Annotated in this window: 14 protein-coding genes; 6 read left to right on the top strand and 8 right to left on the bottom strand. The window is 69.2% G+C overall.

All coding sequences use genetic code 11. From position 1 onward, the window contains the following. Window positions 1-5 precede the first annotated feature (5 nt). The 6 genes from AC3ERS_RS17560 to mftR all read right to left on the bottom strand — a co-directional run bounded on the left by AC3ERS_RS17560 (window position 6) and on the right by mftR (window position 5,491). Entirely contained in the window at window positions 6-2,306 is a 2,301-nt protein-coding gene (locus AC3ERS_RS17560; protein WP_431968732.1) for a SpoIIE family protein phosphatase, read from the bottom strand. Window positions 2,307-2,432: 126 nt separating this feature from the next. After that, a complete protein-coding gene (locus tag AC3ERS_RS17555; RefSeq protein WP_431968730.1) occupies window positions 2,433-3,068 on the bottom strand; it encodes a SpoIIE family protein phosphatase in 636 nt (211 codons plus the stop codon). Beyond that, window positions 3,061-3,474 carry an ATP-binding protein gene (locus AC3ERS_RS17550; RefSeq protein ID WP_431969100.1) on the bottom strand — a complete coding sequence of 138 codons (414 nt, stop codon included), beginning with the start codon at window positions 3,472-3,474 and terminating at the stop codon, window positions 3,061-3,063. The genes AC3ERS_RS17555 and AC3ERS_RS17550 overlap by 8 nt, the downstream gene beginning before the upstream one ends. After that, window positions 3,464-3,853 (bottom strand): STAS domain-containing protein, encoded by a 390-nt coding sequence (locus AC3ERS_RS17545; protein WP_067781095.1) that lies wholly within the window; start codon window positions 3,851-3,853, stop codon window positions 3,464-3,466. The genes AC3ERS_RS17550 and AC3ERS_RS17545 overlap by 11 nt, the downstream gene beginning before the upstream one ends. A gap of 13 nt (window positions 3,854-3,866) precedes the next feature. Next, window positions 3,867-4,772 carry an STAS domain-containing protein gene (locus tag AC3ERS_RS17540; protein WP_431968728.1) on the bottom strand — a complete coding sequence of 302 codons (906 nt, stop codon included), beginning with the start codon at window positions 4,770-4,772 and terminating at the stop codon, window positions 3,867-3,869. 125 nt (window positions 4,773-4,897) lie between these two features. Further along, window positions 4,898-5,491, bottom strand: coding sequence for a mycofactocin system transcriptional regulator MftR (gene mftR, locus AC3ERS_RS17535; protein ID WP_431968726.1), 594 nt, complete (start codon window positions 5,489-5,491; stop codon window positions 4,898-4,900). Between the two features lie 85 nt (window positions 5,492-5,576). On the opposite strand from mftR, the gene mftE reads away from it, so the two are divergent. Beyond that, window positions 5,577-6,281, top strand: coding sequence for a mycofactocin biosynthesis peptidyl-dipeptidase MftE (mftE, locus tag AC3ERS_RS17530; protein WP_431968724.1), 705 nt, complete (start codon window positions 5,577-5,579; stop codon window positions 6,279-6,281). Then, window positions 6,278-7,486 carry a pre-mycofactocin synthase MftD gene (gene mftD / locus AC3ERS_RS17525; protein WP_431968722.1) on the top strand — a complete coding sequence of 403 codons (1,209 nt, stop codon included), beginning with the start codon at window positions 6,278-6,280 and terminating at the stop codon, window positions 7,484-7,486. Before mftE ends, mftD begins: the two co-directional genes overlap by 4 nt. A 7-nt stretch (window positions 7,487-7,493) precedes the next feature. Here mftD and AC3ERS_RS17520 read toward each other — a convergent pair whose 3' ends face one another. Then, window positions 7,494-7,961 carry a MarR family winged helix-turn-helix transcriptional regulator gene (locus AC3ERS_RS17520; protein WP_431968720.1) on the bottom strand — a complete coding sequence of 156 codons (468 nt, stop codon included), beginning with the start codon at window positions 7,959-7,961 and terminating at the stop codon, window positions 7,494-7,496. Window positions 7,962-8,288: 327 nt separating this feature from the next. On the opposite strand from AC3ERS_RS17520, the gene AC3ERS_RS17515 reads away from it, so the two are divergent. The 4 genes from AC3ERS_RS17515 to AC3ERS_RS17500 all read left to right on the top strand — a co-directional run bounded on the left by AC3ERS_RS17515 (window position 8,289) and on the right by AC3ERS_RS17500 (window position 12,316). Next, window positions 8,289-9,965, top strand: a complete 1,677-nt coding sequence (locus AC3ERS_RS17515) for a fumarate hydratase (protein WP_431968718.1) — start codon at window positions 8,289-8,291, stop codon at window positions 9,963-9,965. A gap of 199 nt (window positions 9,966-10,164) precedes the next feature. After that, window positions 10,165-10,560, top strand: a complete 396-nt coding sequence (locus AC3ERS_RS17510; RefSeq protein ID WP_431968716.1) for a hypothetical protein — start codon at window positions 10,165-10,167, stop codon at window positions 10,558-10,560. A gap of 134 nt (window positions 10,561-10,694) precedes the next feature. Then, entirely contained in the window at window positions 10,695-10,913 is a 219-nt protein-coding gene (locus AC3ERS_RS17505; protein WP_431968714.1) for a hypothetical protein, read from the top strand. 890 nt (window positions 10,914-11,803) lie between these two features. Further along, window positions 11,804-12,316: a M15 family metallopeptidase gene (locus AC3ERS_RS17500; RefSeq protein ID WP_431968712.1), complete on the top strand. Its 513-nt coding sequence runs from the start codon at window positions 11,804-11,806 to the stop codon at window positions 12,314-12,316. Window positions 12,317-13,170: 854 nt separating this feature from the next. Here AC3ERS_RS17500 and AC3ERS_RS17495 read toward each other — a convergent pair. After that, window positions 13,171-13,440 carry a DUF2283 domain-containing protein gene (locus AC3ERS_RS17495; RefSeq protein ID WP_431968710.1) on the bottom strand — a complete coding sequence of 90 codons (270 nt, stop codon included), beginning with the start codon at window positions 13,438-13,440 and terminating at the stop codon, window positions 13,171-13,173. Window positions 13,441-13,484: the final 44 nt, after the last annotated feature.

The following is a 13,484-nucleotide window of genomic DNA, read 5'->3' as shown; positions in this document are numbered from 1 at the left end:
TCGCGTCACCCGGCGATGCGACGGTTGGCGCCGCGCAGCGGGTTCGCCACGGGCGATTTGATCGCCGGAAGGGTGACCGACATGCGAACCCGCGTGCCCGGTCCGTTGTGGTGGATCTCCAGTTCCTCGGTGAGCGCGCGCATCATGTCGATGCCGCGGCCGCGATGGCCGGGATCGGCGGAGCGCGGCTTCCAGGTGCCGGTGTCGGTGACCTCGATGACCACCCGTTCGGTGTCGCATTCCGCGCTCAACCCGACGTGTTCGGTCGCGGCCGTGCCGTTGCGGTAGGCGTGCTCGATGCTGTTGCTGCATGCCTCGTTCGCCGCGGCGACCAGGTCGGAGGCGAGATCGTGCGGGACGGCCGCGGCCGCGAACCAGGCCTTGAGCCTGCGGCGCATGCCGGAGAGCTCGTCGGCGTCGGCGGGCACGTCCATGCGCAGCGGCGCGGGAGGCTGCCGGTAGACCACCATCGCGACGTCGTCGTCGTAACCCGCGGCCGGACGCAGCCGGGAGAGCACCGCGTCGGCCACCTCGCGCGGCAGTTTGCCCGCGGTGTCGGCGAGCACGGCCGCGATCTTGGCGAAACCGTCGTCGATGTCGACACCGCGCTGTTCGACGAGACCGTCGGTGAACAGCACCAGCGTCGAGCCGGGCGTCAGCGCGGTGGTGGCCTCGGGGCGGCGCGGCATCTCGAAGGTGGCCAGCGGCACCGAACGCCCGCCCTCCAGCAGCCTGCCCGGCGTGCCGACGTCGGCGAGGATCGGCGGCATGTGGCCCGCACTGCTGTAGCGGACCAGCCCGCGCACCGGATCGAGCACCGCGGCGCACACCGTGGTGCACATGGCGCCGGGGATGCGGCTCGCCACCGTGTCGAGCTCGGCGAGCAACTGTGCGGGGCCCGCGCCGCGCAACAGCAAAGCCCTTCCCGCCGTGCGCAATTGGCCCATCACCACGGCCGCGGACAGGCCGCGGCCGACACAGTCGCCGACCACGATGCCGATCGTGCCGTCGCGCAACGGCACCACGTCGTACCAGTCGCCGCCGATCTCCAGCGGCGGCAGCGCCGGTTCGTAGTGCACCGAGAACCGGGGCGGCAGCTCGATGGGGCCGAGCATGGCCCGCTGCAAGGTGAGCGAGGTGGCGCGGGCCTGATCGAAGTTGCGCGCCCGCTGTACCGCCAGGCTGAGGTGCCCGATCAGCAGTGAGAACAGCGTCCAGTCCGCGGCGCTGATCGCGCGCGGCGCGGCGAAGCGCAACCACAGTGCGGCGTCGCCGGTTTCGCCGAGTGGGGCGACGATGCCCTCGGAGCTCTCCGCGCCTTCCGGGATCGCGAACAGGCTGCGCGGCGGCCTGCGCCGGGCGCGCTCGAGCAGGGCGCGCGCGGGTTTGTCGAGCGCGGCGGGGTCGGTCTCGACGCCTGCGGCCGAATCGCCCGGCCGCTCGACAGATCCCGAGACGTACACCTCCGGGTCGGCATTCCGGCTGGGCCACACGGTGACGACCGCGGACTCCGCGCCGACGGTGCGCCGCAATTCGTCCAGGCCCACCGCGAGCACCTCGACCACGCTGGTCGCCGCGCCCACCGCGGTGGCGAGCCGGGAGGCGGCCTGGTCGCGGGCCTGCGCGTCGTGCTCGGCGGTCACGTCGCGGATGGTGCCGACGTAGATCAGCTCGTTGTTCTCCGGCTTGACCAGCGCGCTGGTGCTCACCGCCAGCCACAGCCGACGCCCGTCGCGGTGCCGGATCGGCAGCACGAAACGCAGCGCCTCGGTGCCGAGATCGGGGTAGCGCGGCCCGGCGGGCAGCGACCACGGATGCGGCACCGGGTACGGCACGTCGGCGGGACCGTAGCCGGTGAGCGCGCCGAAGGCGGAGTTCACCTCGACGATGGTGCCGCGCGCGTCGGCCACGAAGAACCCGTCCTGCAACGATTCGACCAGCGCGGTGCGGAAGGCGTCGCGGCCCGCGAGATCGTCTGCGCGCGAACGCTGTTGCTCGTAGCGGCGGGTGCCGTCGAGGTAGCCGCGGGTGGCGATGTCGAGCGCGGCGAGGGTCTGCAACAGGAATTCGAGCGCGGTCTCGGCGATCCGCGGCTCCCGCGCGCCCTCGGTCGCGCGCTCGGCCAGTTCGGCCTCGGTGGCCAGGCGGAAGTGGTTCTCGGTGAGGTCGAGCAGGCTGATGCCCTCGACCAGTGCGCGTCGGCCGAGGTCGTAGCCCTCGGACAGGCTGTCCTGACTGGGCGAGTCCAGATGGCGTCGTAGGGCGTCGGCGTAGGCGTCCAGGAATTCGGCCAGCACAGTGCTCATCGGCGACCGCCCTTTCCGGCTTCGCCTCGCCTGCACCCGGCCGCGTCGTTCATGCCTTCGCCTCGCAGGCGCTCGGCTCCGGCATGCGCGAAGCGCGCCGACACACGATTCGTTCACTGCGTTCGCTCATGAGACCCCGTTCGCGGTCCCGCCGCGGTGCCGGGCGGCCAGCACCAAGGCGTCGTCGGTGTCCTTGGCGTGCCGGGCCAGGATGTCGGCGGTGATCTCGGCGGTGGACCTGGAAAGGTCGATGCCCTCGGCGGACTCGGTGACGATGCCGTCGGTGGTCATCAGCAGCAGATCGCCCGCGCGCACCTGCACGGTCTGCGGTTGCAGGTTCTGCGGTAGCCGATATCCCACGATGCCTCCGGTCAGTAGGACCGCGGCGCGCACGGTGAGTCCGGCGGGGCTCGCGGTGAGCACCCGGGAATCGACATTGCCCACGCCGAGCCAGCAGATGGTGTCCTTGACGTCGAACAGCGCCAGCGACACCGCGGCACCGCGGGTGTCGGCCATGGCTCGATGACACAGCACCATCAGCACATCCAAAGGCTCGGAGCGGTTCTCGGCGAGCACCTGGGCGGCCCGGTCGGCCGCGTCCGCCGCGGCGGCGCCGTGGCCGAGCCCGTCGAGCACCGCGAACAGCACCGCGCCGCCGCCCGCGTCCAGGACGACGCAGCGGTCACCGGAGATGTGCTGCCCCGGTAACGCCCGACCGGCCACCGCCCACTCGATTCGGCCGATGAACCCGTCTTCATGCACCGTTGGGTACCCACTTCCACATTTCCACCAACGTGCCGCGGCCGGGCGCGGAGTCGATCGTGAGCCGATCCATCAACCGTCGCGCGCCGGGCAGTCCGAGCCCGAGTCCGCGGCCCGTCGAATAGCCGTCCTCCAATGCGCGGGGGATGTCGCGAATGCCGGGTCCTTGATCGCTGGCCTGGACCACGAGCGCCTGGCGGCCCTCGCGATCGTCGACCAGCAGGCGAATTTCGCCGGTGCCCGCGTAACTGGTGATGTTGCGGGCGATTTCGGAGATGGCCGTCGAGATCATGGTGCAGTCGGTCAGGGAGAAGCCGAGTTTGGCTGCCAATTCCCGTCCGGCTTGTCGTGCTGTCACGATGTCCGCGGACAGCTTGACCGCGATCACCACGTTCTCAGCGGCCACTGTCACGACCGTCTCGCTGGCGGCGTACGGAAGATTTTCGATCCAGCCATGCCAGTCCTTCTTCGAGGTCGAGGGCGGTGTGCATGTCCTCGAAGGTCAGTCCGAGCTGCACCATGGCGAACGCGACCTCGGGTTGCAGTCCGACGATGACGGTCTCCGCCCCGCGCAACTGGGTCATGTGCGCGATGGTGCGCAGCGATCTCGCGGCGAAGGAGTCCATCACGTCGATCGCCGTCACGTCGACGATGATGCCGTGCGCTCTGTATCTGCTCACCTGTTTCATCAGGTCGTCCTGCAGGCGCTCGGTGTCGGCGTCGGTCAGTGCGGACTGGACCGACGCGATGAGATAGGTGCCTTGCTTGAGAATGGGGACCGGCATCGCGGGCGCTCGATCAGCGTCCGTCGCGTTCGGCCGCTCGATCGGTCACGCGCGTCACCTCGTAGCCGAGTAGGCGTTCGGCCTCTTCTATGCCGCCCTGGAGGTCGCCGACGGCGTTCATCTTCGACAGATCGAGGCCGATGGTGACCAGGGTCAGCGCGATCTCCGAGGACAGACCGGTGATGATCACGCTGGCGCCCATCAGGCCGGAGGCGTCGACGGTTTGGACGAGGTGGTTGGCGACGGTGGAGTCGATGGTCGGTACGCCGGTGATGTCGATGACGACGACCTTGGCGCGGTTGTGGCGGATGGCGCGGAGCAGCTGTTCGGTGAGCTGGCGGGCGCGCTGGCTGTCGAGTACGCCGATGATGGGCAGGATCAGCAGCTGTTCGCGGACCTGGAGCACGGGGGTGGACAGCTCGCGGATGGCTTCCTGCTGCTGGCGGATGACGCGTTCGCGTTCCTGCACGAACGAGATGGCCACGGTGCTCGCGATGCGGTTGGCGGCCGGTTCGTAGGCGTCGAGCGCGTGGTTGAGCAGGTCGAAGTTGGACTGGTACTTCTCGAAGAGCGAGCGGGCCAGCACATCTCGCAGCAGGAGCACGATGCCCAGGACCTCGTCGGTCTCGACTCCTCTCGGGATGATGCGTTCGGACAGGTCGCGCGCGTAGGCCTGCAGCGCCTCGACGCTACCGGTTTCCAGCACCTCGACGTAGTTGTCGTAGATGGAGGTGGCCTCGGAGAAGATCTCCTCCGGGGTCATGGCGGTGAGCAGCTGGGCATCGGTGATACGGCGCGCCCACTCCTCGCGCAGCGCGGTGCGGTTCTGGCGCAGGTGCTCGACCAGCTGCGGAAGCAAGTTGTCTACCGGTCCCGCGGCCAGCGAGTCCGCCGAAAGGCTCATGGACACCTCGGACATGGAAATTCCAGCCCCTTTCGACGGGTAGGTCGGTGGTTCGTCGTGCGCTCGGCCGTGGCCGAGTCCGAGCCTAGTCATACCCCATCCCGATTGCCGCTGAAACCTATGGGTAGCTCGCGCACAATTCATGTGGTCGTCACGAATCCGCGCTCCAGGGCGAGCAGGGCCTCGTCCAGGTAGACGGTGAGATCGGCGTCCGCCCGGCGCAACCAGGCGTCGAAGGCGGCGCGGGCCGCCGCGAGCGTGGTGCGGCCGACGGCCATCGGGATGAGCCCGTCCTCGGGTTCGCCGAGCCGTCGCCCGGCGAAGGCGCTCACCGCGCGCTCCCAGGCGTCGTAGTGCGCGCCCGCCGTGGCGGCGAGCGCGGGCACGGTGGCCACCAAGTGCATTCGCCTGCGCAGCTCGGGCACGTCCTCGGCGCGATAGCGGTTGGCGTTCACCACGACTCGGCGCACGGCCGTCATCATCGGCACGTCGTCGGGCACCGTCGCGAAGGCCGCGCGCAGGGCGGCCACTTCGTCGTCGAACTGGTGCCAGAGCACCTCGGCCTTGGTGGGGAAGTAGCGGAAGAAGGTGCGCCCGCTGATGCCCGCGGCGGCGGCGATCTGGTCGACGGTGGTGTCGTCGAAGCCCTGCTCGGTGAACAGGCGCATGGCGATGACTTCGAGCTCGCGCTTGGTGGTGCCGCGGGGTCGGCCCCGGGTGGTCCGCGTGGTCACGGAGTCATTATGGCCGCTGCCCGTCTAATTTTGTCAGTCCCTGAAAGTATTGATTATGTCAGTCGGTGACGTTAATCTCGCTGGCATGGGCAGCATGGCGGATCTCACATGGCCGGAGGCGGGCGCGCGCGCCACCGGGGCGATCCTCGCCGTGCCGGTGGGCGCCACCGAGCAGCACGGACCGCACCTGCCGCTGTCCACCGACACCGACATCGCCACGGCGCTCTGCGCGGGGCTGGCCGCGGTGCGCGCGGATGTGCTTGTGGCACCGGCGATTCCGTATGGATCCAGCGGCGAGCACGCGGGATTCGCGGGCACCCTGTCCATCGGGCAGGCCGCGCTCGAGCTGGTGATCGTGGAGTTGTGCCGCTCGGCCACCGACACCTTCGACCGCGTCCTCGTGGTGAGCGGGCACGGCGGGAACCTGGACCCGCTGCGCCGCGCCGAGGAGCTGCTGCGCAGCGAATCCCGTGACGTGCGGGTGTACCTGCCGCATTATTCGGGCGGCTTGCACGCGGGTCGCGCCGAGACCGCGCTGCAACTCGCGCTGCGCCCCGATCTCGTACGCGCCGACCGCGCGGAGAAGGGCGACACCCGTCCGCTGGACGAGCTGCTGCCGCTGCTGCGCGCCGGGGGAGTGCGCGCGGTGAGCCCGAACGGTGTGCTCGGCGATCCCGAGGGCGCGCACGCCGAGGAGGGCCGGGCCCTGCTCGCCCGATTGACCGACGACCTGACTCAGAAGACCCGGCACTGGTGGCCGGCGCACGCCCCGAAAGGACTCCCATCATGAATCCCTGGTTCGAAACCGTCGCCGAGGCGCAGCGCCGCGCGAAGAAGCGGCTGCCCACATCGGTGTACGGCGCGCTGATCGCGGGCTCCGAGCGCGGTCAGACCATCGAGGAGAACCAGAAGGCTTTCACCGAACTCGGCTTCGCGCCGCACGTCGCGGGCCCGATCGGCGAGCGCGACCAGTCGACCACGGTGCTCGGCCAGCCGCTGTCGATGCCGGTGCTGATCTCGCCGACCGGCGTGCAGGCGGTGCACCCCGACGGTGAGGTAGCCGTCGCGCGGGCGGCCGCCGCGCGCGGTATCGCCATGGGGCTCAGCTCTTTCGCCAGCAAGCCGATCGAGGAAGTGATCGCGGCGAACCCGGCCACCTTCTTCCAGCTCTACTGGTGCGGCGGCAAGGACGAGATCCTGCAGCGCATGGCGCGGGCGAAGGCGGCAGGCGCGGTCGGGCTCATCTTGACGCTCGACTGGTCCTTCTCGCACGGCCGCGACTGGGGCAGCCCGGTGATCCCGGAGAAGCTGGACCTGCGCACCATGCTCAAATTCGCGCCGCAGACCCTCGCCCGCCCGCGCTGGCTGGCGACCTACGCCCGCTCCGGCCACATTCCTGATCTCACCGCGCCCAACATGGCGGTGGGCGGCGGCCCGGCCCCCGGCTTCTTCGGCGCCTACGGCGAGTGGATGGGGACCCCCGCGCCGGACTGGGACGACGTGCGCTGGATCTGCGAGCAGTGGGACGGCCCGGTGATGCTCAAGGGCGTGATGCGGGTCGACGACGCGCAGCGCGCCGTCGACGCGGGCGTCGCCGCGATCTCGGTCTCCAACCATGGCGGCAACAACCTGGACGGCACCCCGGCCGCCATCCGGGCGCTGCCGGTGATCGCCGACGCCGTCGGCGGCCAGATCGAGGTGGTGCTCGACGGCGGTATCCGCCGCGGCAGCGACGTGGTCAAGGCGGTGGCGCTCGGCGCCCGCGCGGTGATGATCGGCCGCGCCTACCTGTGGGGCCTCGCCGCGAACGGGCAGGCGGGCGTGGAGAACGTGCTCGACATCCTGCGTGGCGGCATCGACTCGGCCCTGCTCGGTCTGCGCAAGACGGCGATCACCGAGCTGAACCGCGGCGACCTCGTGGTGCCCGACGGCTTCGAACGGGCGCTCGGCGTGCCCGGGGCTGCCGCGGCGAAGGCGGCGTCCGCGTCGGCCTGACCCCGGGTCAGCCCGGAGGTTGTCTGCGGTGGTGCGAGAGCAGCGTGTCGTAGATGTCGGCCAGCGCGCTGAGCTGTTCGCGGTCCAGCGCGTTGATCATGTGCTTGCGCACGCTGCGCACATGCGCGGGCGCCGCGGTGCCGAGCACGGCGGCGCCGCGCGGGGTGAGCCGCGCGGCGGTGCGGCGCGCGTCGTCGGGGATCGGCTCGCGCACCACCAATCCGCGCTTCTCCATTCGGGTGATCTGGTGGGAGAGCCTGCTCTGCGACCACTCCAGCGCCTCGGCCAGGTCGGCGAAGGTCAGCCGGTGGTCCTCGGAACCCGCCAGGCGTGCGAGCACCGAGTACTCGACGTAGGTGAGGTTCGACTCACGCGACGAGTCGCGTCCCACGGCGGCGGCGATGAGATCGCGCGTGCGCACGAATCCCAGCCAGGCCCGCATCTCGACGTCGTCGAGCCACTGCGGATCGGTCACGGCAGCCTCCAAGCCTCTGACGTGTCAGCCAATTGCCCCGCTGTGGTCGTGTCGAGCGCGACAAACTGTAGGGACTGACAGGTAGCACCACTGGGGTTGAACGTGCAACCTTTTGTGCGGCGTACCAATGCGCGGGCCCCGAGTCGCACAGTCGCACTATGGGTTCGGTGCGGCTGTGAGGCGTCCGCCTGCACAATTAGGTTTGCCTAACCCGTGGCCGGTCCTGGACCGCTGGATAGGCTCGCTGTGCTTGTGACCAGCCTGGCCCAGCCCGCCTGCGGCCGACGGTCCGCTCGAGCCCCAGTCCCACCCGAAGGAGTGCGATCCGTGACCGCCCCGGAATTCCGCTATTCAGATCTGCTGCCGACCGGCGCGGACGACACGCCGTACCGGTTGCTGACCACCGAGGGCGTCAGCACCTTCGAGCACAACGGACGCACGTTCCTGCAGGTCGATCCCGAGGCGCTACGGCTGCTCACGACCGAGGCGATGCACGACATCAGCCACTACCTGCGTCCCGCGCACCTCGGTCAGCTGCGCAAGATCATCGACGACCCGGAGTCCTCGGGCAACGACCGCTTCGTCGCGCTCGACCTGCTCAAGAACGTCAACATCTCCGCGGGCGGCATCCTGCCGATGTGCCAGGACACCGGCACCGCCATCGTGATGGGCAAGAAGTCCGAGGGCGTGCTCACCGGCGTCGACGACGCCGAATGGATCAGCCGCGGCGTCTACGACGCCTACACCAAGCTGAACCTGCGCTACTCGCAGCTGGCTCCGATCACCATGTGGGACGAGAAGAACACCGGCTCGAACCTGCCCGCGCAGATCGAGTTGTATTCCACCCAGGGCGATCCCGCGCACCCGTCCTACAAGTTCCTGTTCATGGCCAAGGGCGGCGGTTCGGCCAACAAGTCCTTCCTCTACCAGGAGACCAAGGCCATCCTGAACCCCACGCGGATGCTGGAGTTCCTGGACGAGAAAATCCGCTCGCTGGGCACCGCGGCGTGCCCGCCCTACCACCTCGCGGTCGTGATCGGCGGCACCAGCGCCGAATTCGCGCTCAAGACGGCGAAATACGCCTCGGCGCACTACCTGGACAACCTGCCCACCGAGGGCTCGCTCGCCGCGCACGCCTTCCGCGACCTCGAGCTCGAGGAAGAGGTCTTCAAGCTCACCCAGTCGTTCGGGATCGGCGCGCAGTTCGGCGGCAAGTACTTCTGCCACGACGTGCGTGTGGTGCGGCTGCCCCGGCACGGCGCCAGCTGCCCGGTGGCTATCGCGGTGTCCTGCTCGGCCGACCGGCAGGCGCTGGCCAAGATCACCCCGGAGGGCGTGTTCCTCGAGCAGCTCGAGCGCGAGCCCGCGCAGTACCTGCCGGAGCAGACCGACGAGATCCTCGGCGGCGACGTCGTGCAGGTCGACCTGAACCGGCCGATGTCGGAGATCCGCGCCGAACTGTCGAAATACCCTGTCAAGACCCGGCTTTCGCTGACCGGCCCGCTGGTCGTCGCCCGTGACATCGCGCACGCCAAGATCAAGGAGCGGCTGGACGCGGGCGAGCCGATGCCCGACTACCTGCGCGACATGGCCGTCTACTACGCCGGTCCCGCCAAGACCCCCGACGGTTACGCCTCCGGCTCCTTCGGCCCCACCACCGCGGGCCGGATGGACTCCTACGTCGATCAGTTCCAGGCGGCGGGCGGCTCGTTCGTCATGCTGGCCAAGGGCAATCGTTCGGCGCAGGTGACCAAGGCGTGCAAGGAGCACGGCGGCTTCTACCTCGGTTCCATCGGCGGCCCCGCGGCCCGGCTCGCGCTGGACTGCATCAAGTCGGTCGAGGTGCTGGAATACCCCGAGCTGGGCATGGAGGCGGTCTGGAAGATCGAGGTCGAGGACTTCCCCGCGTTCATCGTCGTCGACGACAAGGGCAACGACTTCTTCGCCGAGACGCAGAAGCCGATCGCGCTGCGGGTGCGCACCCGGTCCAAGGAACGGGTCTAGGCGTACCTCCGCCTTCGTTCCGGCCGTTCGCGGGGCTGTGGAACAGACTGCGGTCCGGCGGCGCTTCTCGAATGCGGCTGTGGCGCTAGGCGGTCAGCGGTGCGGACACGGCGATGTCACCATGATCACCGGTGTGACATCGCCGCCCTCCCGGGCACCCTTAGCGAGTAGGTCGCTGAGTTTCGAGCCGAGGAGGGCAATGGGTACGTCGTTTCGCGTCTCGGAATCGGCCGGGCGACGGCTTGTCGCGCGAGCCGCACTGGAGGGAACCAGTTCGACCACACTGCTCGACAGGTTGATTCGGGAGGGGGTCGACCAGTTGGAGCACCCGGGGATCGTGTTCCGCGGGCCGATCCACAACCGGCGGGCCGCGCTGGCCGCCGGACCCGATGTCTGGGAGGTGGTGGCCAGGCTGCTCGAGCTGGACGGTCCGGTGGAACGCCGGATCGCCGTGCTGAGCGGGCAATCCGATCTGCACTCCCGCAAGATCAGGACCGCGCTCGCGTACGCGTGGGACAACCGGATGGAGATCGGCACCCGGATCGGTCGCAATCGTCAAGCTACCGAAGCGATTCAACGGGGCGAGCCGATCTAGACCCAGAAAGCCGACCGGTTGGTCGCTGCGCCGAGGCCGCTCGTCGACCTCGGCGCTTTTCTTTTCTCCGAGTTCGGGTTGTACTCCCGCGAGCGAAAAGGGCTCGCGGCTGGGATGATTCGGACAAAACGCTCGTGATCGACGCCGGGGGTAAGGTCGAGCCGATGTGGGCGATCGTGTCGACCTGGGTACCGGATTCCGACGGAGGCTTCGGTGAGGTGATCACCGAGACCTGTGAATCCGTCAGCGTGCGAGATGTCCTGCTGGATACGGACATTCCGGTCCGCGTCGGCGACCGTGTCCGATTGGAGTACGCCGACGGCGAGCTGGTGCGTGTCGTCCGGGCGCGGTAGGGGATTGGTAGCAGGCTCGCCCCAGTGTGATCCACAGCACTGGATAACTATGTGGACAGCGATCTTTCCTGTGGATATCGGGATTGCCAGGCATGTGCACTCGGGATCCGATGCGGCGATCTGGGGCCGGGATGTAGCCAAAAGCTATCACCTCTGGTTATCCACATGCCTGTGGATTCGGGGGATAGATGTAGTCTCCGCCGGGCATCTCTCCACAGGTGATCCACACGAAATCCCTGGTGCCTGACGGTAACTTGCACGCGCTGCCAGTTTCGGGGTCGATGGTGGCGCGGGCCCGCGCACTTTGTCCGGGTTCCCGGGGGCGCTCGAAGGGACCGTCCAGTCTCTGGTTGCCCAGCCACCCTTTCGCTACCGAGCGGAGAGAAATGGATTCGCCGGGAGAGAAAGCGTGGCTGAACGTGGTTGTCGGACAACCATTTCTCTCCCGTCGATCTGTGCGGTTCTTCGGCTGGGTGAGGGTGTAGGGGTCGAAGTGCGCAGGCCGCCTGCCGGGTGGGTCGGGTGAGCTTTGCAGGCCCTATTGCCGAGCGGGCGGCAGTTGTGTGCTGGTGGTTGCCCTTTGGGGCGAGGGCGGGGTGGTCCGCGTGCCGCACGGGTTGGTGGCCGAGGTGTTGGCTGCTGCTGGGTAGGTGGTGGTGCGGTGGTCGGCTGCCGGTGGTGATGTGCAGGCTGCATTGTCGAGCGGGGCTCAGGTGGTTCTCTGGATGTGGACGCCGGGGTGTGCGGCCAGGCGGCTTGTCGCGTCCGAAAAGCACTGGATTGTGACGGCGTAGCGGCCAGTTTGCCGCGGATCGATGCTGGTGGGGGTGGGTCGCCTGGTGATCATCGGTTGGGGGAGTGGGCGGTTGGGCGTCGTTAGGATGGCGCCCATGTTGGTGAGGAATGCGGGATTCGGGAAGCGGACGGCGGTTGGGGTGCTGGCGGCGGCCGCGATCGGCGCCGCGGGTACGCCGCAGGCGCTCGCTACGCCGAGCGACGAGCGGGAGGTCTTGGTTTTGGCCACCGCCACCGAAGGGCTCGATCCGGCGCTCGCGGTGGCGTACTCGTTCGCCGAGGATGCGGCGCATTCGGAAGGCGTTCCGATCTGGATCAACTCCGGATACCGCAGCTACGCCGAACAGCAAGCCCTCTGGGAAGACGGCATCGCCACCTACGGCAGCCCCGAGGAGGCGCGCCGCTGGGTGCTGCCGGCCGAGGAATCCACCCACGTCGCAGGCCAGGCCATCGACGTCGGCCCGCAACCGGGCGCGCAATGGCTCGAACAGAACGGAAACCGCTGGGGCCTCTGCCGCACCTACACCAACGAATGGTGGCACTTCGAGTTGGCCACCATCCCCGGCGCCGCCTGCCCGCCCCTCCGTCCGGACGCCAGCGAACGCTGATCGACGCTGTCGGTCATCAGCCCGCGCATGGCGAAAGCAGGCGGAGGTATGCGTGCTCGGCACCGCTGGACAGCTTCCGGTCACCACCGGCGCATGGGCGAAGCGCGGGCCCGCGGTGCGCCTGGCATACCGCGGGCCGAGTCGGTCGGTAGGCCCCGTGTGCCGGAAGAGCAGGCCGAAGTATGCCGGGTTGGCGTCAGCGGAACTACGTCCGTCGACGACAAGTTCGGCGGGAGCAACCGAGGTGCGCCTGATCGCTGCTGTCCGACGATGCCGGTCGTCGGTCCGTCCACGGCCGACGCCCGGGCGAGGTGCGCCTGGTTGCGTTTGCGGGACAGTGCCGGTCGTCGGCCCGCGCATGGCGGGATTGGGCGTGGTATGGCTGGTTGGCGTTGCTGGGCTTGGTCGTGCGCCCGCGCATGGCCGAGAGCGAGGGGAAGGGTGCGTCAGATCGGTGCTATTGGACGGGCTTTGGTCCGCTTGGGGCGGGACCGGAGGCCGATGTATGTCGCGGGCTGCCGTAGCTGGACGGGATCCGTCCACCACCTGTTCATGGCCGGAGCAGCTCGAGGTGCGCCTGATCGCTGCTGTCCGACGATGCCGGTCGTCGGCCCGCCCACGGCCGGAGCGCGGAGAGGTGGGCCTGGTTGCGCTGCGGGAGGGTATTGATCGTCGGCCTGGAAAGGGCTGCGGCGCAGCGATGTCTACCCGTTCGATGCCAGCGGAGTTCGTCCATCGTACGGCCGGAGCGGCGGCGAAGACGGGCACGTCCAGGGCACGCCGGTGGGGAGGGGGTCGTCGGCCCGCGCCTGGCCGAGATCAGGCTGTGGGTACGCCGGGATCGAGGCGGCGGCTCACGAGCGCGACGGCGGGCTCGGGGCCCGGCCGAGGACTTCCGTCGGGACCAGGCGTTGGGCGCCGAGGACCTCGATGCCGAGCAGGGTGCCGGAGGAGCTGAAGTCGAGGACTACGGTGCCGCCCTCGACCGGGGTGACGACCTGGCGGGTCGCCTCGCCCGGGGCTATCTCGTCGGCGATGGTGAAGTAGGCGGCGTCGGCGGCCGGGTCGTAGGTCATGTGCATGTCCGGGTCCTCCATCGGGTCGCCGGGGCCGTGAGCACTCAACGGTAACTCCGAAACGGTCGCGCCGCCGAGTCGCGAGCCGTAAT

The organism is Nocardia sp. bgisy134 (genome assembly GCF_057708325.1).
This window is presented reverse-complemented; position numbering and strand designations above follow the sequence as displayed.